This window comes from Streptomyces sp. ADI96-02 (genome assembly GCF_003846185.1).
In the GTDB taxonomy this organism is placed as follows: Bacteria; Actinomycetota; Actinomycetes; order Streptomycetales; family Streptomycetaceae; genus Streptomyces.
This window is the reverse complement of record NZ_ML123034.1, coordinates 5,951,100-5,976,249: the sequence shown is the minus strand read 5'-3', so window position 1 is coordinate 5,976,249 and position 25,150 is coordinate 5,951,100. Positions and strand designations below refer to the sequence as shown.

Below are 25,150 nucleotides of genomic sequence, written 5' to 3'. Positions count from 1 at the left end.
CACCACTGACAACGCCCCCGCGACCGGTCATCCGGCCGGCCTCTGGCCCTCCGCGGTCTTCCCGCCGTCGCCCGTCCGGCGGCAGTCGGCCTGACGGGAGCCGGGCGGCCGGTCAGCCCGCGGTCGGGCCGGGCGCGTCCGGGCGGCCCTCGCGCGCCGTCGCCCGGCCCGGCCGCGGGGCCTCGGCGGGCGGCGGCAGCAGCGTCCGAGCAGGCGGCGCGGGAGAGGCGCGTCCTGGGTCCCCGCCCCGCTGCGCCTGTCCCGGGAACGGCTCGTCCGCGCGGGCGACGCCCCCGAAGCCCTGCGGGCGCACCGGCACCTGCGGCCCGGAGTGCTCCAGCAGCCAGCACGTCAGCACCCGGTGCACGGCCTCGGCCCCGACCAGTCCGCCGCCGGGAGGCGGTGGAGCGCCCTCGGCCGTCTCGGCGGCCACGATGTCCAGCGGGTCGGCCATGCCGCGCGGCCAGAGCAGGAACGCCCGGGACTGCTCGCCGCCGAGCCCGCCGTGCGAGCCGATCTGCTCCTCGAAGGCGTGCACGGTCCCGGTCTCCGGGTCGTACATCGAGTTGATCATGACATCGGCCACGTGCGGGAAGGTGTCGGTGCGCCGCACCGCCGCCGCCGCACCGGGGCCGAAGTCCGCGAGCGGCCCCTCGCCGTCCGCCAGTTCGGCCACCGGGACCTCGGTTCCGCCCGGCCCCATCACCACCGAGCCGTGCTCCTCGCTGCGTACGAGGAGGAAGCCGATGCCTGGGTGGTTGGCGAGGGTGCCGAGCAGGGCCGGGTGGCGGCGGTCCATCTGCTCGCGGGAGGCGCGGCCCTCGATGTCGGGGAAGGAGAGCAGGCCGAGGTTGCCGGAGGCCAGCACGACGGGGTCGGAGGGTTTGGCCGGGTGCTCGGCCTCCTGCCCCTCGACCGGGCGGCGCAGGGCGATGCGGACGGCGTCGCGGGCCTCGGAGGCGCTGCCGGTGCGCTGGGCGCGGCGCGGTACGGGCAGCCCGCAGCCCGCGCGTACCAGGTCCTTGAGGGTGAGCCCGTACTTTCCGGCGAACGTCTCGCCGTGGCTCTGGCCGTGGTCGGAGAGGAGCACGATCCGGTAGTCGCGCGGGGTGTGGTCGGCGATCTCGGCGATCAGCGCCAGGGACCGGTCGAGGCGTTCGAGGACCTTCTCGGCGTCGCGGCTGTGCGGCCCGGAGTGGTGGGCGACCTCGTCGTAGGCGACGAGGTCGGCGTAGACGGCGGTCCGCCCGGCGAACATGTCGCCGAGGACGGCGGCGACGACCACGTCGCGCTCCACGACGGTGGCGAAGGCCCGGATGAAGGGGTAGAGGCCGCCGCGCTTGACTCGCGGGGACGTCCCGCGGGCGCGGGCGCGGGTCGACTGGACGATCTCCCGGACGACCTCCGCGACGAACGAGAGGGCGGTGCGCACGGCGTTGGCCGGGTCGGAGAAGTACGCGAAGTAGCCGGCCCGCGAGCGGCGGCCCTTGCCGCGCCGGGCGGCCATGGACAGGACCAGGGCGAGCTGGCCGGCCCCGCCGCCGAAGAGGTTGCCGCGGCTCGCGCCGTCGACGGCGAGCAGGCCGCCGTCGCGGGTGCGGGCGATGGCGCGGCGCTGCATCTCCAGGGCGCTGGCGGGGCGGCTGGAGACCATGACGGTGCCGGTCTCCTTCTCGTACCAGCGGAACGCGGGCACGTCGTGGTTGGTGCCGTGCAGGATGGCCAGCTGGCTGGCGCCGGTCTGGCTGGACCAGTCGGTGCGCCAGGGCGTGAGGCGGTGGCCAAAGGAGTCGGCGAGCCAGCCGGCGACGGTCGGCATGAGGCCGTCGGCCGCGGCCCTGGTCAGGACGTCGTGGCCGACGCCGTCGAGCTGGAGGAAGACGGTGCCGGGCGGCCCGTCGCGGCCGGGTTCGGCCCCGGCCCGGGAGGCGCCGCGCCTGCGGCGGCGGTAGGCGAGGCGGGAGAGCCGGCGGCGGTAGGCGTCGTCGTCGCGTACGGCGAGGGCCGTGGAGGTGGCGGAGGCGACGGCGGACATGACGGCCGCGACGACGACCGCGGTCTCCGGGTTGGCGGCGCCGCGGTCGTCCGGGATCAGGCTGAGCGCTATCAGCAGCAGCGAGCCGTTGAGGAAGAACACCAGCGCGCCGAGGACCAGTGCGGGCACGACGAGCAGTGCCCGCACCAGGACGGGCCACACCAGGGCGGAGAGCAGGCCGAACGCGCCCGCGCCCCAGGCCGCGGTGAAGGCGGTCCTGGTGATCGAGTCGCCGTCGTGGGACTGGAGCCGGAAGTCGGGCAGGATCCCGGCGAGCACGAGCATGGTGAGCGTGGACACGGCCCAGACCGCGATCACCCGCAGCACCGCCCCGCCCGCCGTACGCCACCATCGCCCCTCAGCCACGCCGGTCCCCTTCACGCCCTCTCGGTCCGGGCCCGGACGTCCGGGCCCCAGCCCAGCCTTTCACAGCGGCGCACCCCGTCCGGCGGTGTCGCCGGACGGGCGGTGGTGCGCTCGGGAAGGGTGGTGGTGCGCCCGGGACGGATGGTGGTGCGCCCGGTGCGGATGGTGGTGCGCTCGGGAAGGGTGGTGCGCCCGGCGGCCGTCGCGGAGCGCGGCGGGCCGGGAGAGCCGGCAGGCGCTCCACGGCTGTCCCTTAGGCTCGTACCCGGGAGCGCCCCGGTGCCGCATGGGGTGCGCCGCCCCGGGGCAGGGGGCCTTCCGGGACCTGGTGAGGAGGCGGACGTGCCGGTGGACGTCACGTGGTGGGGTCATGCCACCTGCACGATCGAGGACTCGGGGGTCCGGGTGCTGACCGATCCCCTGTTCGTACGGCGCTTCGCGCATCTGCGCCGCCGCCGGGGCGCGGTGCCGCCGCCGCAGGCCGCGGTCGCCGAGGCGGTGCTCGTCTCCCATCTGCACTCCGACCATCTGCATCTGCCGTCGCTGGCCAGGCTGGCGCCCGGCACCCGGCTGATCGTGCCGTACGGGGCGTCGGCGGCCGTGCCGGGGCTGCGGGCGCTGCGGCGGGCCCGGCGGCTGCGCGTGACCGAGGTGCGGGCGGGCGACGAGGTCCGGGTGGGGGCGGTGCGGGTGCGCGCGGTTCCGGCGCTGCACGACGGCCGGCGGCTGCCGGTCGGGCCGCAGCGGGCGCCCGCGCTCGGCTATGTGGTCGAGGGCGAGGCGCGGACGTACTTCGCCGGGGACACCGGGCTCTTCGACGGGATGGCGGAGGCGGTGGGCCCGGTGGACGTGGCGCTGCTGCCGGTGGGCGGCTGGGGTCCGTACCTCGGGCACGGCCACCTGGACCCGGCCCGCGCGGCGGAGGCGCTGGCCCGGCTGGCGCCGCGCTCGGCGGTGCCGGTGCACTACGGCACCTACTGGCCGATCGGGCTGGACGGGGTGCGGCCCCACGAGTTCCACGCGCCGGGCGACGAGTTCGTCCGGCAGGCGGCGAAGCGCGCTCCGGAAGTGGCGGTGCACGTGCCGGCGCACGGCGAGCGGGTCCGGCCGGAGGCCGGGCGGTGATCGAGGAGATCCAGTCGGTGGTGCGGGAGCTGCCCACCGAGTCGGCCCGGCAGGCCGTCGGCTATCCGACGCTGTTCACGCTGGTGGCGCTGGGCTCGCTGGTCCCGGTGGTGCCGACGGGGGCGCTGGTCAGTTCGGCGGCGGTGGTCGCCTTCCATCAGACCTCGCCCCTCGCGCTGCTGGTGGTGTTCGCGGTGGCGTCCACGGCGGCGTTCCTCGGCGATGTCTGCCTGTACTGGCTGGGGCAGCGCGGGGTGCGGTCGAAGAACGGGTCGAAGTGGCTGGCGGCGATCACCCGCCGGGCCGCGCCGGAGCGGCTGGAGCAGGCGCGGGCCAAGCTGGACGAGCACGGCGGGATGGTCCTGGTGCTCTCCCGGCTGGTGCCGGCCGGGCGGATTCCGGTGATGCTGGCGTGCCTGCTGGGGCGGATGCCGCTGCGGCGGTTCGCCCGGGGGGATGTGCCGGCCTGCCTGGCGTGGGCGGCGACCTACCAGCTGATCGGGATACTCGGCGGTTCGCTCTTCCCGGAGCCGTGGCAGGGCGTCGTGGCGGCGGTCGGGCTGACGCTGCTGATCAGCGGTGCTCCGGCGCTGTGGCGCAGGCTGCGGTCGCGGTGGGGCGACGAGTCGGGCGCTACGGGCTGAGCGTCCGGGAGCACTCTTCGCTCGACCTCTTCGCTCGACCTGTTCGCTCGCACTCTTCGCTCGCCCTGTTCCGTCATCGGCGGGCTCCTGCGGGGCGGGTTCACCGCAGTTCGCCGAGCGCCGCCGCGAACCTGCTCAGCGCCCGTGCCACGTGCGGCGATTCCAGGGGCTCCGGGGCGGTGAGGGACGCTGACCGCTCCTGCGGCGTGGCGCCCAGCAGCGGTCCGGTGCCCAGCCGTACGCGCAGCGCGCCCAGTTCGTCGCCGAAGCGGTGCCCGCCCGGTGTCGGGGCGCGGAGCCGGTCGGTGAGGTACTCCTCCAGTTCCATGGAGTCGGTGACGCCCAGGGCGGCCAGCCGGGGGCGGAGCGGGCCGAGGTCGGCGTAGAGGTGCCGGCCCGCCTGGGGCGGCCGGGCGAGCGCGCCGCAGGCCAGGACCGCGCGGTGGGCAGCCGCTGCGACGGCGCTGTGCAGCCCGGCGGCCCGGCGGATCCGGTCGCGGACGGCGTCCGGCTCCCGCAGCGCGTGCGCGGCGGCCTGGGCGAGCGGGCCGGCGACGAGGGCGCCCAGCGCGGTGAGGATGTCCAGGGTGCGGGCGTGGCGGGCCGCCGACCGTACGGTGTCCGGGAAGCGGGCGACGGCGACCGGCCAGGCGGCGGGGGTCAGGGCGCCGGAGAGGTCGCTGATCACGGTGACGTCGTCGGGGCACATCTCGGCCGGGCTGAGCAGCACGGTGTCGCGGGGGCGGTGGACGGTGTCGCGCCAGGTCTCGTCGCTGACGACGTGCATCCCCTCGCCGATCGCGGCCTCGCACGCCTCGCGGACGAGTTCGGGCGGGGCGACGGTGGCGGTGGGGTCGTCGGCCACGGAGAGCAGCAGCAGCCGGGGCCGGCCGCCCTCGGCGCGCACCCGGCGCACGGTCTCCAGGAGCGCGTAGGGGTCGGGGACGCCGCCGCACTCGGCCGGGGTCGGTACGTGGTAGGCGGGCCGTCCGAGCAGCCGGGCCTGCGGCATCCAGGCGGCCGGGCAGGGGCGGGGCATGAGGACGTCGCCGCCGTGCGAGCCGATCAGGGCGAAGAGGAGCGGCTGCGCTCCGGGGGCGGCGGCGATGTGCTCCGGCCCGCCGTGCAGCCCGCGCCGGTCCCAGTAGGCGCGGGCTGCCTCGCGCAGCGCGCTGCCGCCGCCGGGCGGCTCGGGGCGGGTGCGCCCGGCCGCGCCGGAGAGGACGGCGGCCAGTTCCGGGAGCACGGGCAGGCCGGGGTCGGGGGCGGGCGGCCCGTAGCGTACGGGGCCGTGGTCCTCGCGCATGACGGTCCTCCTCAGCGGCTCGCCAGGCGACGGGACCCGGCCCCGGGGCGGCACCCGGCCGGGCCGAGCGGCCCGACCACCCCCGCGCGGCCCTGCGCCGCCTCGTGCGGCCCCACCGCCTTTATACGGAGGTTCGAGCCGGGCCGCCCGCCCAATGGCGCAGCCGGGCGCACGCGCGGCCGGCCCGGCCGGACGGTCCGCGCCGACGGGTGGCGAGGCTCTCAGCGCGCCTCCTGGTTCAGCGCGGCCGGGACGGGTATTCGCTGAGCCATGTCGTCACCGAACACCTCGCCGGCCGCCCCCGCCTCAGCGCGGCTGCGGAGCTGGCTGCAAGCACGGGACCTGGCCGTCTTCCAGAACGTCGCGGGCCGGCACTGGCCCGGAGCCGACCCGCTGCTGCCGAAGCTGAGCCGGAGCGCCAACCACGGGCTGCTCTGGTTCGGGGCGGCGGCGGGCATGGCGGCGCTCGGCAGCAGTGCGCGGTCGCGCCGTGCGGCGCTGCGCGGCGTCGCGTCCCTGGCCGTGGCCTCCGCGGCGATCAACACGGTCGGCAAGGGCGCGGTGCGCAGGGAGCGGCCGATCCTCGATCTGGTGCCGATGGTGCGGCAGCTGAAGCGGCAGCCGGTGACCACGTCCTTCCCCTCCGGTCACGCGGCCTCCGCGGCGGCCTTCGCCACCGGGGTGGCCCTGGAGTCCAAGGGCTGGGGCGCGGTCGTCGCCCCGGTCGCGGTGGCGGTCGCCGCCTCCCGCGTCTACACCGGGGTCCACTATCCGAGCGATGTGCTGGCCGGTGCGGCGCTCGGCGTCGGGGCCGCGTTCGCCCTGCGCGGGCTGGTGCCGACGCGGGGGCAGCTGCCCGCGCCGGGCCGCCCGCCCGGCGAGGCTCCGGCGCTGCCCGCGGGCCAGGATCTCGTGGTGGTGGTGAACCAGGAGTCGGGCACCGCGCTCGCCACCGCGTCGCTGGTGCGGGACGTGCTGCCGCGCGCGGAGGTGGTGGAGTGCGCGCCGGGCGAGCTGTCCACGGCTCTGGAGCGGGCGGCGGGCCGGGGCCGGGCGCTGGGTGTGTGCGGCGGTGACGGCACGGTCAACCTCGCGGCGTCCGTCGCGGCGACCCACGGGATGCCGCTGGCGGTCTTCCCGGGCGGCACGCTGAACCACTTCGCCTACGACGTGGGCATCGAGACGGTCCACGACACGGCGGCGGCGCTGACCGCGGGCGCCGCCATACAGGTGGACCTCGGGCGGTTCCGTCCGGGCCCGAACGGTCCGGACGGGGCGGACGGCTACTTCCTCAACGCCTTCTCGCTGGGCGTCTATCCGGAGCTGGTGCGCACCCGGGAGCACTGGTCGCCCCGGATCGGCGGCTGGCCCGCCGGGGTGCTCGCCGCGTTGCACGTGCTGCGCGGCCAACGGCCGCTGGAGGCGGAACTCCAGGGCCGCAGGCGGCCGTTGTGGCTGCTCTTCGTCGGCAACGGCCTCTTCCAGCGGGTGGGTCCGGCGCCGGGCCGCCGCCACAACCTGGCGGACGGGCTGCTGGACGTCCGGGTGGTGCACGGCGGGCGGACGCCGGGTCTGCGGCTGCTCGCGGCGGCGGTCGCGGGTCCTCTGACCCGCTCCCCCGCGCACGCGGCGGTGCGGCGGCGCAGGGTGCGGATCTCCGGGCTGAGGCCCGGCACGACGTACGCGTACGACGGCGAAGTGGCCCATTCCGGGACGGAGTTGCTGATCGACAAGCTGCCGGAGGCGCTCACCGTCTACTGCCCGATGCCTCTCTGACGTCCGCATCGCAAGACGCGTATCTCATCATCCGACATGGCGGCGTACGGTGTGCGTACCGCCGCACCGGCGGCGCGAGCGACGTCGAGAGAGGATGCCCGCCATGGCGGAGGAGAGCGCCGTCTACACCCACGGCCACCACGAGTCGGTACTGCGCTCGCACCGCCGGCGGACCGCCGCCAACTCGGCCGCCTACCTGCTCGGCGAACTCCGGCCCGGAGCACGGGTGCTGGACGTCGGCTGCGGCCCCGGGACCATCACCGCGGACCTGGCGGCGCTGGTCGCGCCGGGCCGGGTGACGGCCGTGGACGCCGCCGCCGGGATCCTGGAGCAGGCACGCGCGGTGTCCGCCGGACGCGGCCTGGACAACGTCCGCTTCGCCGTCGCCGACGTCCACGCGCTGGACTTCCCCGACGACTCCTTCGACGTGGTCCACGCACACCAGGTGCTCCAGCACGTCGGCGACCCGGTCCGGGCGCTCCGCGAGATGCGGCGCGTCTGCCGGCCCGGCGGGATCGTCGCGGCGCGCGACAGCGACTACGCGGCCATGGCCTGGTATCCGGAGTCGGCCGGGCTGACCGCGTGGCAGGAGGTGTACGGCCGGGTGGCCCGCGGCAACGGCGGTGAGCCGGACGCGGGGCGCAGGCTGCTCTCCTGGGCGCGCCGCGCCGGGTTCACCGACGTCACCCCGACCGCGGCGGCCTGGTGCTTCGCCACTCCGCAGGACCGGGCGTGGTGGAGCGGGCTGTGGGCCGACCGCACGACCGGCTCCGTCTACGCCCGGCACGCGGTCGCCGGCGGCCACGCGAGCGCCGGGCGACTGGCGGAGATCGCCGCCGCGTGGCGGGCCTGGGGCGAGGAGGACGACGGCTGGTTCCTGGTCCCGCACGGCGAGGTGCTGTGCCGGGCCTGAGGGGCCGCCCTCCCGCACGACGGAATCGATCACGTGCGCGGCGAGCGCCAACTACCCTGGTGGGCATGGAGATCCTGGGAACCACGCTGCGTATCTGCGTCGACGACCTGGAGGCCTCGGTGGCCTTCTACGAGGGGCTGACGGGCACGCCTGCCCAGCGCTACGAGCGCGGCGGTGTCTCCGTCGCCGCGATCGGCTGCTTCCTGCTGATGAGCGGGCCCGCCTCGGAGCTGGAGGTGCTGCGCAAGGTGAGCGCCACCATCGCCGTCAAGGACGTGAACGAGGCGAACGAGGCCCTGACCCGGGCCGGGGCCCGGATCGTCGCGGGGCCGGTGCCGACCCCGGCGGGCCGCAACCTGATCGCGCTGCACCCGGACGGCTCGGTCTTCGAGTACGTCGACCGCAACATCGCCGCCTGACCGGCCGTCCGGGCGGGCCCCGCCTCAGCCGGACGGCCTCATGCGGAAGTCGTAGGCGTGCGGCAGCGGTTCGTCGCTGACGGCGGCCCACAGCTCGTCCAGGATTTCGGCGCCCTCGTGGAGGTCGGCGACCTCGAACCCGGCGTCGAAGACCTCGCGGGCCGCCGCCGTGTCCCCCTCGGCGACCAGGCAGCGCACCAGCAGCAGCCGGAAGCGCCCGAGAGCGCCGAGCCGTTCGGGCAGGGCGACCAGCAGAGCGCGGGCGGTCCGGTGGCTTCCCGCGTCCAGGTGCGCCTCGATCGTCTCGCGGGCCAGCGCCGCGTGCGCCGCCGCCGTCTCCTCCGCCCCGCCGGGGCCCGTCGCGGAGTCGCGGGCTTCGAGGTCGGCGTAGGCCTCGGCGTACAGTTCGGCGGCCCGCTCGGGCCGGCCGCTCTCCCGGGCGGCGACGGCGAGGCAGCGCAGCAGGGGCCAGCGGGGCGCGGGCCGGGCGGCCAGGCCCCGTTCCCAGCTGCGGACGGCCTGCGCGCGGTCGTCGGCGTGCCACTGCGCGATGCCCAGGTGGTACTCGGTGTGCGCGTCGGCGACCGCGGTCTCCAGCATGTCCCGCCAGGCCGGGGAGACCAGGGTGGGGCCGGGCGGTCCGGCCGGCGCCGGGGGCAGAGCGCCCTGCTCCAGCAACTCGCGCCACGGGGCCTGCTGTTCGCCGAGGGTGTCCGCGGGGAAGGGCGTTCCGGGCAGCAGGTGTCCGCCGCGCCGGACCTCCAGCGCGCCCCAGCCGGAACCGGTGGCCAGCCTCTCGCCCGGTTCGGTGTCGGCGCACGGGAGCCAGGCGGCGTACGCCTCCTCGGCCGTGGCGCGGGGCAGGGCACGGGCCAGCAGGCCGTCGGCCTCGGCCACGGCGGCGGCCCAGTCGTCGCCGTGCACGACGGCGGGATCGGCGTGCAGCGGACCGTAGGACTCCAGCCAGCTGAAGGCGGCTCCGGGTTCGAGGGGCACGTGTTCCAGCTGGGTGCGGGCGAGTCCGGCCTGGATCTCCGCGTATCCGCCGCCGTCCGGTCCGTTCAGCCACTCCTGCCAGCGCCGCCCGCCCGGACCGTGGCCCCAGCGGAACAGCTTGCGTCCGCGCAGCAGATCGGTGGAGGTCTGCACGAGTCCGCGTCCGTCCTCGTCGAGCGCGGCGATCCAGCGCCGCCCGCCGTCGGACAGTTCGTAGAAGTAGTCGGCCGGGTGCTCGCCGCGCAGCGGGTAGGTGGCGTCCGCGCCGTCGCCGGGGCGCGGCACCGGCACCGGCACCCGGGTGAGGCCGCGTTCGTAGCCGAAGTGCCAGGCGGTGTCGGCGGGGACGAGGACGCGGGTGCCCGGGGTCTCGGGGACGGCGGTGTTGGACCACCAGTAGACGGGCACGGGATGGTCGTGCGGATTGCGCACCCGTACGCCGACGTGCAGGAACTCGCTGTCGTCGGGGAGCCAGAGGTCCACCTGGAAGGGCAGGTCGCGCAGCCGCTCCCACTCCCAGAGCCGGAGCATCGTCCCGCCGTCGGGGGCCGGTACGACGGCCGCGTGCAGCGGGGCGCAGGACAGGGTGGTGTGGCCGGTCGCCCCGATGTTCCACTCGATGCCGCCGGAGAACCAGGCGCCGTTCAGGGCGAAGGCGGCCGGCTGGAGGACCGGGTTGCGGTGGAGCAGTTCGCGGCCGGTGGGTTTGTGGCGCAGCGCGTGGACGCGTCCGCCGAGGCCGGGCAGCACGGTGACGCGCAGCAGGTCGTTCTCGATGACCACCGCGTCGAGGGCGGTGGGGGTGCGCTCGCGCCCGTATCCGTCCAGCAGCCGGACCGGCAGGACCGTGCGCGGCGGCCGGTGGCCGAGCTGCCGGGCCATGTCGCGGGGCAGGTCGGACCGCTGGGCGTCCACCGCGACGGGCGGCGGGCCGGGGGCCCGCAGCGGCGGCAGCGGGTTCTCCGGTCCGGGCGGCGCGGCGGGCAGGTTCAGTACGGCACGTCGTACGGTCGTGGCCAAGGCAACCTCGTTCCCTCGCGCGGGCCGCCGCGGTTCCGGGCGGTCTCGGTGACCATGGAACACGTGGCCCGCCGCCCGGACCAGAGGCGCGGCGGGCGGACTTCGGCGGTGGGAGCGCGGGAGCGCGAGGGGGCGGTCGGAGAGCGGCGCGGGTCCGCCCGCCTCACCCGGTCGCCGGGTCCGGCGCCGTGATCGCCCAGCGTTCGTGGTCGCGCCAGGCGCCGTCGATGAAGAGGAAGTCGGGCGAGAACCCTTCGAGGCGGAATCCGGCGCGTTCGACCAGGGCGACGGAGGCCGCGTTGGCGGGCTGGATGTTGGCCTCCAGCCGGTGCAGGCCGAGCGGTCCGAAGGCGAGGCCGAGGACGAGCCGGAGGGCTTCGCTCATCAGCCCGCGCCCGGCCGCGTGGCGGAAGGCCCCGTAGCCGAGTGCGCCGGAGCGGAAGCCGCCGAGGACGATGTTGTTGATGTTGATGAATCCGGCGATGGCCCCGCCGGCGTCCCGCTCGCAGACGAGGAAGCCCTCCCGGGCCGGATCGCGGGCGAGGGTCCGGGCGTAGGCGGCGTAGGCGGCGGGGTGCTCCGGCGGGAACAGCCACGGACGGTGGTGGGCGCGGCTCTCGCGGGCCCGGGCGGTGAATTCCGCCGCGTCGGCGGCCGTGAAGCGGCGCAGCGTCGTCCTCGGCCCTTCGGCCATGTGCGTCGGGGGCGGCCGGTGATCGTTCGCTTCGGGCATCGGCCCAGCGTACGACGGGTGCGGGGGCCGGGGGTGTCACCTGCCCCGGCGGCGGAACAGGTAGCCGCCGCAGATCAGTCCGACGATGAAGACGCCCAGCAGGGCGGCCCAGAGGGGCATGGTCACCTGGGGGATCAGCACCCGGATGGTGACCTGCTGGGTGTTCACGCAGATGAACACGACCACCAGCACGACCAGCACGGCGACCGCGACGCGGCCCGGGGTGATCATGCCCTTTCCGCGGTCGGTGTCGCTCGACACGTTCTTGGGGCTCATGGCCGGCCCTTCCGTTCGCTCCTCGTGTCCGGCGCGCCGGAGTGCCGCGCGACCGCCCCCGGGTCCCAGCATGGCTGCCCCGCCGGGTCCCGGGGGCGGTGGTGTGGACCGTTCGGGTGAATCACGGGCCGGGGCGGCGGCGGTCAGCTCGCGGGGACGACCGGGAGCCGGAGCACGCCCGCGTCCTCGGGGGCGAGGGCGACGGTGACGGGCCTGATGCCCCGGTTGCCGAAGTACGCGGTGTCGCCGGCGGCGATCACGAAGGCGAGCCGGTGCCCCTTCTCGTACCGGTGGACGATGCCGGGCAGCTCGACGGTGAAGGGCCGGGTCACGTCCGGCACCCGTACGGGGGCGACCAGCCGGTTCACCAGCGTCCTGCCGCCGTCCGGGGCGACGTCGTACACCTTGGCGAACAGGACGAGCCGGTCGGCGGCGTCTCCGCTGTCCTGGACCTTCGCGGTCTTCGGCGAGCGCACTTCCAGGGTCGCCCGCGGCGCGCCGACGACGTCGAGGGGCGCGGTCAGCGGGGCGCTGGTCCAGTCGAGGTGGGCGCCCTCGGTGTCGTACGGCTCGGGGTCGGGCAGCAGCGGGATCAGACCGGCGAGCGAGTTCTCCGAATGGCTGCTCGGCAGCGGCAGGTTGGTGTAGTGGCGGGTGCCGGGCACCACCTCGGAGCGGCTGCCGACCAGCTTGCCGTCGCCGGAGAGGTACAGGGTCCGCGAGAGGCCGGGCAGGGTGGCCGCGGTGCCGTAGCCGCTCTCCCAGTCGCGGTAGTAGGCGAACGCGGGGCCGGTGTCGGCGGCTCGGTTCCCCCGGAGGTACCGGTCGAACCAGGCCAGCGCCCGCCGCCCCACATAACTGGTCTCCAGGTTGCCCTGTTCCAGGTCGAGTTCGCCGGGGACCATGCCGCCGCTGTGCCCCCAGGACTGCCAGATCATCTTGGCGGTCGTGCCCTGGGCGGTGAGGGTGCGGTAGGTCGCGGTGGCCTCGTTGAGGTTGAAGAGGGTGTCCGCCTGGCCCTGGACGATCAGGGTGGGGGCGCGGACCCGGTCGAGGTGGGAGACGGGCGAGACGCCGCGCGTGTAGGCGAGCATCGCACCGGTCCGGTCGGCCGGGTAGCGGCCGGAGTTGAGCAGCCGGATGGTCTCGCAGGCGCGGGCGGTGAAGTGCAGGCAGTCGAGACGGTTGAAGCGGGAGGGGTCCAGGCTCGGGTTGAGGAGCGGCTGCCCCTCGCCGATCAGGTAGAAGCCGTTGGTCCACTGCCACTTGAAGACGCCGAGGGTGTCGGAGGTGACGCCGGTGCGCGCGCCGGTGTTGTTGGGTGCGAGGGCGTAGGATAGGTCGTTCCAGGTGATCAGCGGCACGAGCGCGTCGACGCGGTGGTCGACGGCCGCCGTGGCGAACTGGATGGCTCCTCCGTAGGAGCCGCCGAACATGCCGGCGCGCGGGTCGCCGGCCCCGTCGAGGGTGACGTAGTCGGCGCGGGTCCCGTCGTCGGCGGCCCGGACGCCGCCGAGGAAGTCGAGGAGCCGGCTCGCGGCCTCGCCGTCGACGGCCGGGTCGTCGAGCGAGATCAGGCAGCCCGACTCGCCGAAGCCGAGGCCGGAGTAGACGAGTGCTACGTAGCCGCGGGCGGCGAACGCCTTGCCGATGGTGTCGGTGGAGCCGTCGGACTTGCTGCCGCCGAAGCCGTTGGTGGCCAGGACGGCGGGCGCGGGGTTCGCGGCGTCGGCCCCGGCGGGGCGGTAGAGGTCCGCGTCGACCGTGCAGTCGCCGTCGCCCGCCCGGACGGTGAACGTCAGCGGGGCGACGGTGTACGGGGCGGCCCCGGCCCCGGCCGGGCCGGAGAGGGCGAGCGGAGCCAGCAGGGCGAGAAGGGCGGCCCCCGCGAACGCCGCGAGCGGGTTGCGCGAGCCGGATACAGCAGCTGTCACGAAGACCTCCACACCGAGGACACCTTACCGGCCGGCGAGCAAGGGGCCGCGCTCATGCTGTGACACGTGTCACGGCCGTGTCAAAGCCGAGGCGGCGGTTCTTGACGGCGGGTCACCCGCCGACACGGGGGCCGGGGCCCTCAGCGGAGCGCGGGCTCCTCGACGGTCAGCGTGCACCGGCCGCCGTCCGCCGGGGCGTCGAGCACGGCGGGCACGCCCAGCGGAATCGTGAGCGGGCCCGGACCGTGGCCGAAGCCCAGCTCCTCGACCACCGGTATGCCCAGCGGGCCGAACCGGTCGGCCAGCACCGCGCGGACCCTCGCGTACGGTCCGCAGTCCTGCCAGGAGCCGCACACCACGCCGGCCGGCCCGTCCAGGGCGCCGGAGCGGAGCAGGCGGGTCAGTGCGCCGTCGATCCGGTAGGGGGCCTCCCCGACGTCCTCGATCACCAGCAGTCCGCCCCGGGCGTGGGTGCGGGCGTGCGGGGTGCCGGCGTCGGCGGCGAGCAGGCTGAGGCAGCCGCCGAACAGGATGCCCCGGGCCCGTCCGGGGACCAGGGCGGCGGCGGAGTCCGACGCGAGCGTGCGGACCGTCTCCGGTGCGAAGAGCGTGGCGCGCAGGTGCTCGCGGGTCGCCGGGTCCGCCAGGAAGCTCTCGGTGGCCGGCATCGGGCCGTGCAGCGTGGCGTATCCGGCCCGCAGCGCGAACGCCTCGTGGAGGACGGTGGCGTCGCTGTAGCCGACGAACGCCTTGGGCCCGGCGGCCCGGATCGCCGACCAGTCCAGCAGGTCGACCACGCGGTGTGCGCCGTATCCGCCGCGGGCGCAGATCACGGCGTCGACCGAGGGGTCGCACCACGCCGCCTGGAGGTCCGCCGCGCGGTCGGCGTCGGCTCCGGCGAGGTGGTCCAGCTCCGGGTGGGTGTCGCGGGCGTGCGGGGCCACGACCGGATCGAGGCCCCACGCGCGCAGGACCGCGACGCCCGCCGCCAGCCGCCCGGCCGGGACGGGACCGCTGGGCGCGACGACGGCGACCCGCGCTCCCGGCCGCAGCCGGGGCGGGCGGACCGGCCGGCCGCCGGCCCGGCCGCGGTCCCGGTGCGTCACTTCACCAGCTCCAGCGGCGGCACGTCGGAACGGTCGAAACCGAACGTCTGCGCGTAGAGGGAGAGTTCGGCCTCCAGTGCGCGGACCAGGGTCTCCGTGCGCCGGAACCCGTGGCTCTCCCCCTCGAAGGCGAGGTAGGCGTGCGCGACGCCCCGGCCCGCGACGGCGGCGAGGAACCGCTCGCACTGGACCGGCGGGCAGATCACGTCGTCCAGCCCCTGGAGCAGCAGGAACGGCGTGGTGAGCCGGTCGGTGCGGTTCATCGGCGAGCGCTCGCGGTAGCGCTCGGGCACCTCGCTGAACGGTCCCACGAGCGAGTCGAGGTACCGCGACTCGAAGTCGTGGGTCTCGCCCGTCGCCCACCCCTCCAGGTCCAGGACCGGATAGCTGATGGTGCCGCAGGCGTAGAGGCCGGTGCCGGTGAGCGAGGCGGCGGCGGTCCAGCCGCCCGCGCTGCCGCCGCGCACCGCCAGCCGCCGCGGGTCGGCCGCCCCCTCGGCGACCAGGGCGCGGGCGACCGCCGCGCAGTCCGAGACGTCGACGACGCCCCACTGCCCGCGCAGCCGCTCGCGGTAGCGGCGGCCGTAGCCGGTGGACCCGCCGTAGTTGACCTCGGCGACACCGACGCCGCGCGAGGTGAAGTAGGCGATCTCCAGGTCCAGGGCGAGGGGCGCGTGCCCGGTGGGTCCGCCGTGCGCCCACACGACGTACGGAGGGAGTTCGCCGGCGGGCCCGGTGCGGTCGGGGCTGTGCGGCGGGTGGATGTGGGCGTGGATCTCCTCGCCGCCGGGCCCCGTGAAGGTGCGTTCCCGCGACGCCGGGTAGTACGCCGGATCGACCGCGTCCCGGTGGGCCGACCCGATGACGCGGGTGTGCCCCGTCGCGCTGTCCAGCTCGACGACCTCGTAGCCGCTGTGCGGGCTCGCGGCGACGCCGACGACGCGCGTGCCGTGCACGGCCAGGGTGTCGGCCCAGGCCGTCCACGGCCCCGGCACGTCGGCCAGCTCTCCCGTCTCCGGGTCGAGGATGCCGAGCCGGTTGCTGCCGCGGCCGTGCAGGACGGCGATCAGTCCGCCGTCCAGCGGGTGGAACCAGCGCAGCCCGATCTTCCACAGCGGCCCGCCGAACTCCTCGCCCCGGGACGGGCAGAGCCGGCTGCTGGGTACGGCCGCTCCGGCCACCGCGTCGGGGCGGATGCGCTGGAGCTCCCACCAGTCGGCGAGGTCGGAGACGAACAGCAGGCTGCCGTCACGGTCCCACTCGACCTGGCAGACCGACTCGTCGACGTCCCCGACGAGCGGCCGTACGCCGGTGAGACCGCCCTCCTCGGTGATCTCGGCCAGCATCACCACCGTGCCGTCCCACGGCATCCGCGGGTGGTCCCAGGCGATCCAGGCGGCCCGCCGCCCGTCGTGCGAGACGCGGGGGCCGGTGACGAAGCGGTGCCGGTCGTCGGAGAGCTCCCGGACGGCCGCGCGGTCCCCGGCCGCCGAACCGTCCAGCGGGACGGCGGCTATGACGCGGCGCACGTCGGTGGGGGCCGGGCCGGTGGACTCCTCCAGCACGCACCAGACCTCGCCCCGCGCGCCCCGGTCCAGGTGGACCTGCGGGTCCACCCAGCGCAGCCGGCCGCCGGACGCGGGCGTGAGCGGCCGGGGCGGCTCCTCGGGGGAGTCCGGGGCGTAGGCGTACAGCCGCTGGTCGTCGAAGTGCACGAAGACGACCAGCGGGCCGCCGCTCGCGCGCGCCGCGCCGGCCCACGGCTGCCCGCCGTACTCGATCACCCGGCTGCGGGCGTTCCACGGAGCGGGCAGCACGGTTACGGTGCTTCCGTCGGGGCGGCGTCGCACCAGGGCGCGGCGGCCTCCCTCGGCCGGGCGCGGCTCGGTCCACCACACCTCCTCGCCGACGGTGGCGAGATGGTCGGGGCGGCCGTCGTGCGAGGCGGCGAGCGCCGCGTCGATCGGCGACGGCCACGATCCGTACGGGGCTGCGGGCACGGTGTTCACGTTGGAGGTCCCCCCTGGGTCCGGGTCAGGCGGTGCGCAGGTAGTGGTCGAGGACACGGACGCCGAAGTGGAGCGCGTCGACGGGGACGCGCTCGTCGACACCGTGGAAGAGCGCCTGGTAGTCGAAGCCGACGGGCAGCTTGAGCGGCGAGAAGCCGTAGCCGGTGATGCCGAGGCGGGAGAACTGCTTGGCGTCGGTGCCGCCCGACATGCAGTACGGAACGGTGTGCCCGTCCGGGTCGAACCGCTCGACGGCCGCGCGCAGCTTGGCGTACGTCGGCGCGTCGACGGGTGCCTGGAGGGCGACTTCGCGGTGGTGGTACTCCCAGGAGACCTCGGGGCCGGTCAGCCGGTCCAGGGTCTCGCGGAACTCGTCCTCGCCGCCGGGGACCATCCGCCCGTCGACGAAGGCGGTGGCGTGGCCGGGGATCACGTTGACCTTGTATCCGGCGTCCAGCATGGTCGGGTTGCTGCTGTTGCGGATGGTGTTCTCGACGAGTGCGGCGGCCGGTCCGAGCTTGGCCAGGAGCTGGGCCACGTCGAAGCCCGGCTCGTCGAGGTCGGCCGTTATGCCGTGCAGGGCGGCGATCTCCGTGATGGCCGCCCGTACCGTCGGAGTGATCCGGATCGGCCACTCGTACGCGCCGATCCGGGCGACGGCTGCGGCGAGCGCGCTGACCGCGTTGGCCCGGTTGACCTTCGACCCGTGCCCGGCCCGGCCCTCGGCGGTGAGCTTGAGCCAGCCGGTGCCGCGCTCGCCCGCGGCGATCGGGTAGAGGGAGAGGCCGTGGCCGGCGTGGAAGGTGAACGCGCCGGACTCGCTGATGCCCTCGGTGCAGCCCGCGAACAGCTCGGCGTGCCGGTCGGCGAGGAAACCGGAGCCGTCCTCGGCGCTGTCCTCCTCGTCGGCGGTGAAGGCGATGACGATGTCGCGCCGGGGGCGGAAGCCGGTGCGGGCCCAGCCCCGGACGACGGCGAGGATCATCGCGTCCATGTTCTTCATGTCGACGGCGCCGCGCCCCCACACCACGCCGTCGCGCACCTCTCCGGAGAAGGGGTGCACGGTCCAGTCGGCGGCCTCGGCGGGCACCACGTCGAGGTGGCCGTGGACGAGCAGCGCCTCGGCCGACGGGTCGGTGCCGGGGATCCGGGCGACGACGTTGGTCCGGCCGGGGGTGCGCTCCAGCAGGGTGGGCTCCAGGCCGGCGGCGGCCAGCCGTTCGGCGGCGTACTCGGCGGCGGGGCGCTCCCGGCAGTCGCCGCCGCCCCGGTTGGTGGTGTCGATCCGGATGAGTTCGGAGGTGAACGTCACCACTTCGTCGAGTGCCTGCTGGTCCACGGGGCCGAGCAGGCCGGGGGCGTCAGCCATATTGTTCCTCCACGGCGGACGACACGATGGTCGTCACGGCCTTGAACGTGCGGATTCCTTCGTACATCGTCGCGCTGGTGTAGGCGACGCGCCTCTCACCGGAGATCGCCACGCCCGGCACCACGGTCGCCGCGGCGGCCAGGTGCTCGGCGTCGAACTCCAGCTCCACCGTGTGCGTCCCGCCGGTGACGGGCGACCGGCGGACCGCGAGCGCGGTGGCGTCCTTCGCCGCGGCCCTGATGTCGGCGGCGGTGCGGGCCGGGGTGCGGCACACCGCCGCGTACCGGGAGACGTGGTCCTTGACGGCGACCTTGCGGGCGGCGGGAGCGTATCCCTCGGCGTCCACGCAGGTCAGGTCGTCACCGGTGACGAGGACGACGGGTACGCCGTACTCGGCGGCGACATGCGCGTTGAGCAGGCCCTCGCTCGCGCGCACGCCGTTCAGCCAGACCCCGGTGATGGAGTTGGCGAGGTAGGTGTGGGCGAGGACGCCCTTCGCGCCGGCGCCCGTGTGGTAGCCGACGAAGGCCACCGCGTCCACGTCGCCGTGCTGGACGCCCTCGACCATGGAGAGCGACTTGTGACGGCCGGTCAGCATCTGCACCCGGTCGTCGAGCTGCTCCAGCAGCAGGTTGCGCATCGACCAGTGGGCCTCGTTGACCAGGACCTCGTCGGCGCCGCCGTCGTAGAACCCGAGGGCCGCCGCGTTCACGTCGGAGGTGAACATCGGCCGGCAGCGCTCCCACTGCGGGGTGCCCGGCAGCACGTCGGCCGGCCAGGTCACTCCGGTGGCGCCCTCCATGTCGGCGCTGATGAGGATCTTCATGCCGCCACACCGTACGCTCCCCCGCCGGGCCGGGCCAGGGAGGGGCCCGGTGCCAGTGGTCCGGTCCGCCGAAGGTCCCTCTCCCGGCCCCGTCCGGCCCGGGAGGGCGGTACGGGGCCAGGGCCCGGCGTACGGCGTCGTGGCGCGGTGGGGTCAGTCCTCGTGGCCGAGCTGGAGGTCGCGTTCGGTGCGTCCGCCGCCCGCGACCCTGAGGACGGTGGCGACGGGCGGATAGCCGGCGGCGATGACGGTGTACTCGCCGGACGAGAGGTCGACGAAGCGGAACGATCCGTCGGGCCCGGTGGTGAGGGTGTCCACCACGTTGCCGGCGGCGTCCAGGAGGGTGACCCGGGCGTCCTCGACGAGGCGACCGCCGGTGGCCCGGACGACGCCGCGCAGCACCGCGCCGCCGGCGAGTTCGATGTCCTGCCGGGTCTCGCGGGCGGCCTGCACGCTGACCGGCAGGGCGGCGGGGCGGAAGGCGGGGGCACTGGCGGCCAGGGTGTACTCGCCCGCGACGAGTTCCTTGATGACGTAGCCGCCCTCCCGTCCGGAGCGGGTGGAGGCGACGACCTCGCCGCGTACGTCGGTGAGTGTGACGGCCGCGTCGCGGACCGGGAGGCCGTCGGCGCTCAGGACGGCCCCGGCGAGGCGTCCGGCGCCTCCGAGCACCACGTCCAGTTCGACGGGGCGCTCGCCGACGGTGACGCTGACGGCCTGCGGCTGGTGGCCGCCCGCCGCGGCGATCAGCACATAGGAGCCGCCCACCGGGGCGCTGAGCGCGTACCGGCCGTCGTCGCCGCTCGCGCCGCGTCCGACCTGGCGGCCCTGGGCGTCGATGAGCGTGAGCGCCGCGCGCGGGACGGTGGTGCCGTCCGGGTGCTGGACGCTGCCGCGGACCGGCACGCCGGGCAGGCGCATGGCCGTCGGGCCGGGCGGCTGGGCGGCTTCGGCGCGGGCGGCGGGGATGTTCGAGGGCTCGGTGGCCGCTTCGGGGCTGTGGTGGGACACCAGCGGTTTCTCCTTGAGGAAGAAGGCGAGGATCAGGCCGAGGACGAGTACCGGCACGAGGTAGAGGAAGATGCGCGGCATCGCGTCCACGTACGCCCGGACGTAGGCGTCGCGCAGCGCGGGCTCCATGGCGTGGACGACCTGCGGGGTGATGGACGCGGGGTCGGGCAGCGCCACGCCGGTCGGCAGCCGCACCGCCAGGGCGTCGGCGAGCCGTCCCGCGAACAGGGTGCCGAAGACGGCCGCGCCGACGCTGCCGCCGATCTGCCGGAAGTAGTTGTTGGCGCTGGTGGCGGTGCCGAGGTCGGCGGGGCGCACGGAGTTCTGCACGGCCAGCACGAGGACCGACATGACCAGGCCGATGCCGGTGCCGAGGACGGCCTGCCAGAGGCTGTACGTCAGCCGGGAGGTGCCGGCCTCCAGCCCGGAGAGCAGCCACATGCCGACGGCGGAGACCGCCGTGCCGAGGACGGGGTAGATCCGGTAGCGGCCGGTGCGGGTGATGAGCCGGCCGGAGACGATGGAGCCGCCGACGATGCCGAGCATCATGGGCAGCATCAGCAGGCCGGACTCGGTGGCGCTGGCCCCGTCGACCATCTGGAGGTACGTCGGCAGGTAGCTGGCCGCGCCGAAGAGCGCGACGCCGACGACGGCGCCGACCAGGCCGGTGACGTTGAAGACCGAGTCGCGGAACAGCCGCAGCGGGATGATCGGTTCGGCGGCCCGGTGCTCGACGGCGACGAAGAGCGCCGTCGTCACGACGGCTCCCGCGGCGAGGCCGAGGATGGTGGCCGATCCCCAGGCGTACTCGGTACCGCCCCAACTGGTGAGCAGCACCAGGCAGGTGGAGGCGGCGGCCAGCAGCACGGCGCCGGTGACGTCGAGCCGCGGGCGGGCGGCCGGCTTGGGCAGCTTGAGCACGAGAGCGATCACGACGAGCGTGACCAGTCCGAACGGCACGTTGATGTAGAAGCACCAGCGCCAGGAGGCGTGGTCGGTGAAGAAGCCGCCGAGCAGCGGGCCGGCGACCGAGGCGAGGCCGAAGACCGCCCCGATGAGGCCCATGTAGCGCCCCCGCTCCCGGGCCGGGACGATGTCGGCGATGATGGCCTGGACGCCGATCATGAGGCCGCCGCCGCCGATGCCCTGGACGGCGCGGAAGGCGATCAGTTCGTCCATGGTCCTCGACCAGCCGGCCAGCGCCGAGCCGATGACGAAGACGACGATCGCGAACTGGAAGACGCCCTTGCGGCCGAAGAGGTCGCCGAGCTTTCCGTAGAGCGGCAGGCCGATGGTGGAGGCGAGGAGGTAGGCGGTGACCGCCCAGGACATCTTCTCCAGACCGTGCAGCTCGCCGACGATCTTCGGCAGGGCGGTGGCGACGATCATCTGGTCGAGCGCCGCGAGCAGCAGGGTGAGCATGAGGCCGAGGAAGACCATGCGGACCGTGCGGGGGCTGATCTCCTCGACGGGGTGCTGAACCGGTTCAGCGGGCGGGAGCGGCGGCGCGCCCGGTACGGCGGTCGTCGCGACGCCGTCCGGCTCGTCCTTGTCCAGCGTGATCCCACCCACCACGAAACGCTCCCCTCGTCGCACCTGCGCCGCCCCTTTGTCGCATCGCGCGGCAAGGCTGGGCAAACGTCAGTGGGGGCGCGCGGGGAGCGGACAACGGCTTAGGTGCCGGTGGGAGCCGCTACGGCGCACAACCGGCCACTCCGGAGAACCACTCGTTCCGGTGAGGCCGGCCGTCGCGGCGGGGGCCGGGCCGGGCGGGGCCCGGCACAGGGCAAGGGCTACTTCTCGACCTCGGTGGCGAGGTTCTGGAGCAGTTCGTCGTAGATGCGGCCGAGGCCCTTGGGCGCGAAGGCGCGCTCGAAGAAGCCGCCGATGCCGCCCGCGCCGTCCCAGACGGTGGTGACGACGGCCTTGGAGCGGCCCTCGCCGGCCGGGGTGACCGTCCAGGTGGTGACCATGGAGGAGTTGCGGTCCTTCTCGACGAGCTGCCCGTCGGTCGGCTCGGTCACCTCCAGCAGGCAGTCGCGGACCCGCTTGCTGGTCGCCTGGAGCTTCCAGTGGACGAGGGTGCCCTCGCCGTCACCGCCCTCCCGTACCTCGTACTCGCTGAAGTGTCCGGGGAGCACCTTGCCGCGGACGTCCTTGTAGTCGGCCAGCGCGTCGAACACCGCCTCTGCGTCCGCCGCGATGATCCGCTCCGTCGTGGCCTCGACCTGCGCCATGGCTGTTCCTCCAGCACTCGGTTGTTCGGGGGCTGAGGTGAGCCAACCACCTCGGGTACGGCCCATCAAAATCGGGGTCGGATAGCCGGTCCACACGACCAAGGGGACACATGTTCTATTCTGTGGCCAGTGCTACCGAGGAGGCGTCCCTGCGCTGGGACAATCCGGTCGAAAACTGCTCCAGCGCGAGCTGGCCTCGCGCCACTGGCGGGGCGAGCACGTCGCGATGGGCACGAACGTCGACTGCTGCCGGCGCGCGGAAGGACGCTACCGGCTGATGCCCGGCATCATCGGCGCGCTGCGCGACCGGGCGCGATCGCGGCGGCCGGGGCCACGTCGGTGACGCCGCTCGTCCTGCATCTGCGCCCCGGCGCGCGCGAGTGGTACACGGCCTGGCTCGGCCGGCGCCACCCTCACCTGGTCCCCCGGTACGAGCGGATGTACGCCGGGGGCTCGTACCCGCCCACCTGGTACCAGCGGCGGATCACCCGTCAGGTGCACGAGCCGGCGGACGAGTTCGGGATCGGCCCGGCGCACCGGGGCGCGGGCCGCCGGATCGCCCCGGCGGCGGCCGAGCCGGAGCCCGGGCCCTCGGCGACCCAGCTCACCCTCCGGTGCGCCCGTGCGGGGCCGATGGCGTGGCCGTTCGGGTCGACTCCGCGCGGAACGGGCCGCGTACCGGGTGAATTCGGGGAGCATGCGGCCGGGACGGGCCGTCCGCCGCCGCGTTCCCCGACCACGGGAGGCCCCATGACGAAGCCCGCAGGAATCCTTCTCGCCGCCGGCGTCACGGTCGCCGGCCTGCTGACCGCCGCCCCGGCCCCGGCCGCCGCCGGGACGGGCGCGCCGCCCGCCCCCGTGGCGAGGGCCGCCCCGCTCGCCTGGACCGACTGCCCGACGGAGAACCACCCGAAGCTCCAGTGCGCGAAGGTCCGCGCCCCGCTGGACCACGACCGCCCGTCCGGCCGCACGGTCACACTCGCGTTGTCCCGTATCCCGCACACCGCGAAGACGTTCCAGGGGCCTCTGCTGGTGAACCCGGGCGGGCCGGGCGGCAGCGGCCTGTCCATGGCGGGTTTCGTGGCGTCCTCGCTGCCGAAGAAGCTCGCCGCCCAGTACGACGTGATCGGGTTCGACCCGCGCGGCGTCGGGAGGAGCACGCCGGCGCTGAACTGCGTGCCCGGCCACTTCGCCCCGGTGCGCCCGGACTCGGTGCCGGCGTCCTGGCGCCGGGAGCGGCACGACCGCGACCGGGCCGAGGGCTTCGCGCGGGCCTGCGGCGAGAAGTACGGCGACCTGCTTCCGTACATCGACACCGTCAGCGCCGCGAAGGACCTGGACGTGATCCGGCGTGCGCTGGGCGCGCGTCAGGTCAGCTATCTCGGCTACTCGTACGGCACCTACCTCGGCGCGGTCTACGCGAAGCTGTACCCGGAGCGCGTACGGCGCCTGGTGCTCGACTCCGTGGTGGACCCGGACGCCGTCTGGTACGACGCCAACCTCAGCCAGGACCGCGCGTTCGACCGGCGCCACAAGGCGTTCGCGGCGTGGGTGGCCGAGCACGACGCGGCGTACGGACTGGGCACGGATGCGGCGCGGGTGGAGGCCGCCTGGTACCGGATGCGGGCCGACGTCGTCCGCCGGCCGGCGGGCGGGAAGGTGGGCGGCGGCGAGTTGGAGGACACCTTCCTGCCCGGCGGGTACTACAACGGCTACTGGCCCTATCTCGCCGAGGCGTTCGCCGCGTACGCGAAGGACGGTGACGCCGACGCGCTGGTCGAGGCGTACGAGACGTTCGCCGCGCCGAGCCCGGCCGGGGAGAACGGCTACTCGGTCTACACCGCCGTCCAGTGCCGCGATGCCGCCTGGCCCCGGCTCTGGAGCACCTGGCGCAACGACACCCGCCGGATCCACGCCGAGGCGCCGTTCATGGCGTGGAACAACACCTGGTACAACGCGCCGTGCGCGGACTGGCCGGTGGAGCCGCTGACCCCGCTGCCGGTGGCCAACGACCGGCTTCCCGCGACGCTGCTCCTCCAGGCCACCGGCGACGCGGCGACCCCGTACGAGGGCGCGCTGGGCATGCACCGGGCGCTGGCCGGTTCCAGCCTCGTGGTGGAGCGCGGCGGGGCCAACCACGGCGTCTCGCTGAGCGGCAACGCCTGCCTGGACAAGCACCTGACGGCCTATCTGACCGACGGAACGGTCCCGCGCGGCCGGGGCGAGGCGGACGCCGTCTGCCGGGCCCTGCCGGACCCGAAGCCGCTGCCCGCCGAGAAGGCGGCGGCCCAGTCGGTCCGCAACAGCGGGGGCAGCCGCCTGCACAGCCTGCTCGGCTTCCGCCGCTGACGCCCCGGCGGCCCGGGCCGCCGCAGGGGCTCGGTCCGGCCGGCGAGACGGGCGAGCGCGCCCGGCCGCTCAGTCCTCCGGCAGCCGGCGGAGGGCCTCGGCCGCCGCGCCGCCGAGGCGCGGATGCGGCAGGGCCGCCGTCAGGACCTGGCGGGCGCGGCCGTCGCCCAGTTCGCCGAGCCCTTCGACGCAGGCCAGCGCCACGCGCCAGTGCGGATCGCCGGGGACCAGCAGCCGGTGCAGCGTGCCGACCAGGGCGGGCACGGACTCGGGGGCCCGCAGGGCGGTGAGCAGGCGGACCGGGTGCAGGGCGTAGGCCGTGCGCAGGGTGTTGGTGGCGAGCGCGGCGGCGGCGCGGGGCGTGCGGGGGTCGCCCAGCCGGGCCAGGGCGTGGGCGGCGGAGACGCAGCGCTCGGGGTCGCGGTGGTTGAGCAGCAGGACCAGGGGCTCGAAAGCCCGCCGGTCGCCCGCGCAGCCCAGCCGGAAGGCCGCCATCTCCCGTGCCCACAGCGGCCGTTGCGGTTCCACCAGGACCCGGGCCAGCTCCTCGGCGTCCTCGGTGGCGGCGAGCCGGCCGCAGGCGGCCGAGCCGCCCGCCTCGTGCGCCAGCCGGTCCACGAGCGAACACAACTCCTCGTTCATGACGCTCAGCGTATCCCCGGACACGCTGCGTGGGGACTGCCTCGTACCGGGCCGGCCG

The 25,150-nt window shown here is 75.3% G+C and carries 19 protein-coding genes and 1 pseudogene; 7 read left to right on the top strand and 13 right to left on the bottom strand.

The window, feature by feature from the left end; all coding sequences use genetic code 11:
* Positions 1-112 precede the first annotated feature (112 nt).
* The gene (locus EES43_RS26190) at positions 113-2,401 is read right to left on the bottom strand and encodes a phage holin family protein (protein WP_124271023.1); all 2,289 of its coding nucleotides are present in this window, start codon (positions 2,399-2,401) and stop codon (positions 113-115) included.
* 342 nt (positions 2,402-2,743) lie between these two features.
* Between EES43_RS26190 and EES43_RS26185 the strand changes: the two genes are divergently transcribed.
* Together EES43_RS26185 and EES43_RS26180 are read left to right on the top strand one after the other, a co-directional pair.
* Entirely contained in the window at positions 2,744-3,526 is a 783-nt protein-coding gene (locus EES43_RS26185) for an MBL fold metallo-hydrolase (RefSeq protein WP_124271022.1), read from the top strand.
* Positions 3,523-4,170, top strand: a complete 648-nt coding sequence (locus tag EES43_RS26180) for a DedA family protein (protein WP_124271021.1) — start codon at positions 3,523-3,525, stop codon at positions 4,168-4,170. The genes EES43_RS26185 and EES43_RS26180 overlap by 4 nt, the downstream gene beginning before the upstream one ends.
* A gap of 100 nt (positions 4,171-4,270) precedes the next feature.
* On the opposite strand, the gene EES43_RS26175 is transcribed toward EES43_RS26180, so the two are convergent.
* Entirely contained in the window at positions 4,271-5,476 is a 1,206-nt protein-coding gene (locus EES43_RS26175) for an aminotransferase class I/II-fold pyridoxal phosphate-dependent enzyme (RefSeq protein ID WP_124271020.1), read from the bottom strand.
* Positions 5,477-5,746: 270 nt separating this feature from the next.
* Between EES43_RS26175 and EES43_RS26170 the strand changes: the two genes are divergently transcribed.
* From EES43_RS26170 to EES43_RS26160, 3 genes are all read left to right on the top strand, one after another.
* On the top strand, positions 5,747-7,252 hold the full coding sequence (locus EES43_RS26170) for a bifunctional phosphatase PAP2/diacylglycerol kinase family protein (protein ID WP_124271019.1): 1,506 nt from the start codon (positions 5,747-5,749) through the stop codon (positions 7,250-7,252).
* 103 nt (positions 7,253-7,355) lie between these two features.
* Entirely contained in the window at positions 7,356-8,165 is an 810-nt protein-coding gene (locus tag EES43_RS26165; RefSeq protein WP_124271018.1) for a methyltransferase domain-containing protein, read from the top strand.
* 65 nt (positions 8,166-8,230) lie between these two features.
* Positions 8,231-8,584: a VOC family protein gene (locus tag EES43_RS26160; RefSeq protein ID WP_124271017.1), complete on the top strand. Its 354-nt coding sequence runs from the start codon at positions 8,231-8,233 to the stop codon at positions 8,582-8,584.
* A gap of 24 nt (positions 8,585-8,608) precedes the next feature.
* Here the strand turns inward: EES43_RS26160 and EES43_RS26155 are convergent, their stop codons facing one another.
* The 10 genes from EES43_RS26155 to EES43_RS26110 all read right to left on the bottom strand — a co-directional run bounded on the left by EES43_RS26155 (position 8,609) and on the right by EES43_RS26110 (position 22,101).
* Entirely contained in the window at positions 8,609-10,600 is a 1,992-nt protein-coding gene (locus tag EES43_RS26155; RefSeq protein WP_124271016.1) for a DUF5107 domain-containing protein, read from the bottom strand.
* A gap of 163 nt (positions 10,601-10,763) precedes the next feature.
* The gene (locus EES43_RS26150) at positions 10,764-11,333 is read right to left on the bottom strand and encodes a GNAT family N-acetyltransferase (RefSeq protein ID WP_124271015.1); all 570 of its coding nucleotides are present in this window, start codon (positions 11,331-11,333) and stop codon (positions 10,764-10,766) included.
* 36 nt (positions 11,334-11,369) lie between these two features.
* Positions 11,370-11,609 (bottom strand): LapA family protein, encoded by a 240-nt coding sequence (locus EES43_RS26145; RefSeq protein ID WP_124271014.1) that lies wholly within the window; start codon positions 11,607-11,609, stop codon positions 11,370-11,372.
* A gap of 143 nt (positions 11,610-11,752) precedes the next feature.
* Positions 11,753-13,555, bottom strand: a complete 1,803-nt coding sequence (locus EES43_RS26140; protein WP_124271013.1) for a CocE/NonD family hydrolase — start codon at positions 13,553-13,555, stop codon at positions 11,753-11,755.
* A gap of 128 nt (positions 13,556-13,683) precedes the next feature.
* Complete coding sequence (locus tag EES43_RS26135; protein WP_124271012.1) at positions 13,684-14,649, bottom strand: S66 peptidase family protein; 966 nt, start codon at positions 14,647-14,649, stop codon at positions 13,684-13,686.
* The gene (locus EES43_RS26130; RefSeq protein ID WP_124271011.1) at positions 14,646-16,658 is read right to left on the bottom strand and encodes a S9 family peptidase; all 2,013 of its coding nucleotides are present in this window, start codon (positions 16,656-16,658) and stop codon (positions 14,646-14,648) included. The genes EES43_RS26135 and EES43_RS26130 overlap by 4 nt, the downstream gene beginning before the upstream one ends.
* Before the next feature lie 25 nt (positions 16,659-16,683).
* Positions 16,684-18,027: a M20/M25/M40 family metallo-hydrolase gene (locus tag EES43_RS26125; protein WP_124271010.1), complete on the bottom strand. Its 1,344-nt coding sequence runs from the start codon at positions 18,025-18,027 to the stop codon at positions 16,684-16,686.
* On the bottom strand, positions 18,020-18,853 hold the full coding sequence (locus EES43_RS26120; protein WP_124271009.1) for a M55 family metallopeptidase: 834 nt from the start codon (positions 18,851-18,853) through the stop codon (positions 18,020-18,022). Before EES43_RS26120 ends, EES43_RS26125 begins: the two co-directional genes overlap by 8 nt.
* Positions 18,854-19,006: 153 nt before the next feature.
* Positions 19,007-21,439 (bottom strand): MFS transporter, encoded by a 2,433-nt coding sequence (locus tag EES43_RS26115; RefSeq protein ID WP_124271008.1) that lies wholly within the window; start codon positions 21,437-21,439, stop codon positions 19,007-19,009.
* Between the two features lie 218 nt (positions 21,440-21,657).
* Positions 21,658-22,101, bottom strand: a complete 444-nt coding sequence (locus EES43_RS26110; RefSeq protein WP_124271007.1) for an SRPBCC family protein — start codon at positions 22,099-22,101, stop codon at positions 21,658-21,660.
* A 172-nt stretch (positions 22,102-22,273) separates the two neighbouring features.
* On the opposite strand from EES43_RS26110, the pseudogene EES43_RS31595 reads away from it, so the two are divergent.
* Both EES43_RS31595 and EES43_RS26100 read left to right on the top strand, forming a co-directional pair.
* A pseudogene (locus EES43_RS31595) lies at positions 22,274-22,713 on the top strand (hypothetical protein); the annotation flags it as partial.
* 138 nt (positions 22,714-22,851) lie between these two features.
* Positions 22,852-24,450: an alpha/beta hydrolase gene (locus EES43_RS26100; protein WP_124272161.1), complete on the top strand. Its 1,599-nt coding sequence runs from the start codon at positions 22,852-22,854 to the stop codon at positions 24,448-24,450.
* A 69-nt stretch (positions 24,451-24,519) separates the two neighbouring features.
* Here EES43_RS26100 and EES43_RS26095 read toward each other — a convergent pair whose 3' ends face one another.
* Positions 24,520-25,116: an adenylosuccinate lyase gene (locus EES43_RS26095; RefSeq protein WP_124271006.1), complete on the bottom strand. Its 597-nt coding sequence runs from the start codon at positions 25,114-25,116 to the stop codon at positions 24,520-24,522.
* Between the last annotated feature and the right edge of the window lie 34 nt (positions 25,117-25,150).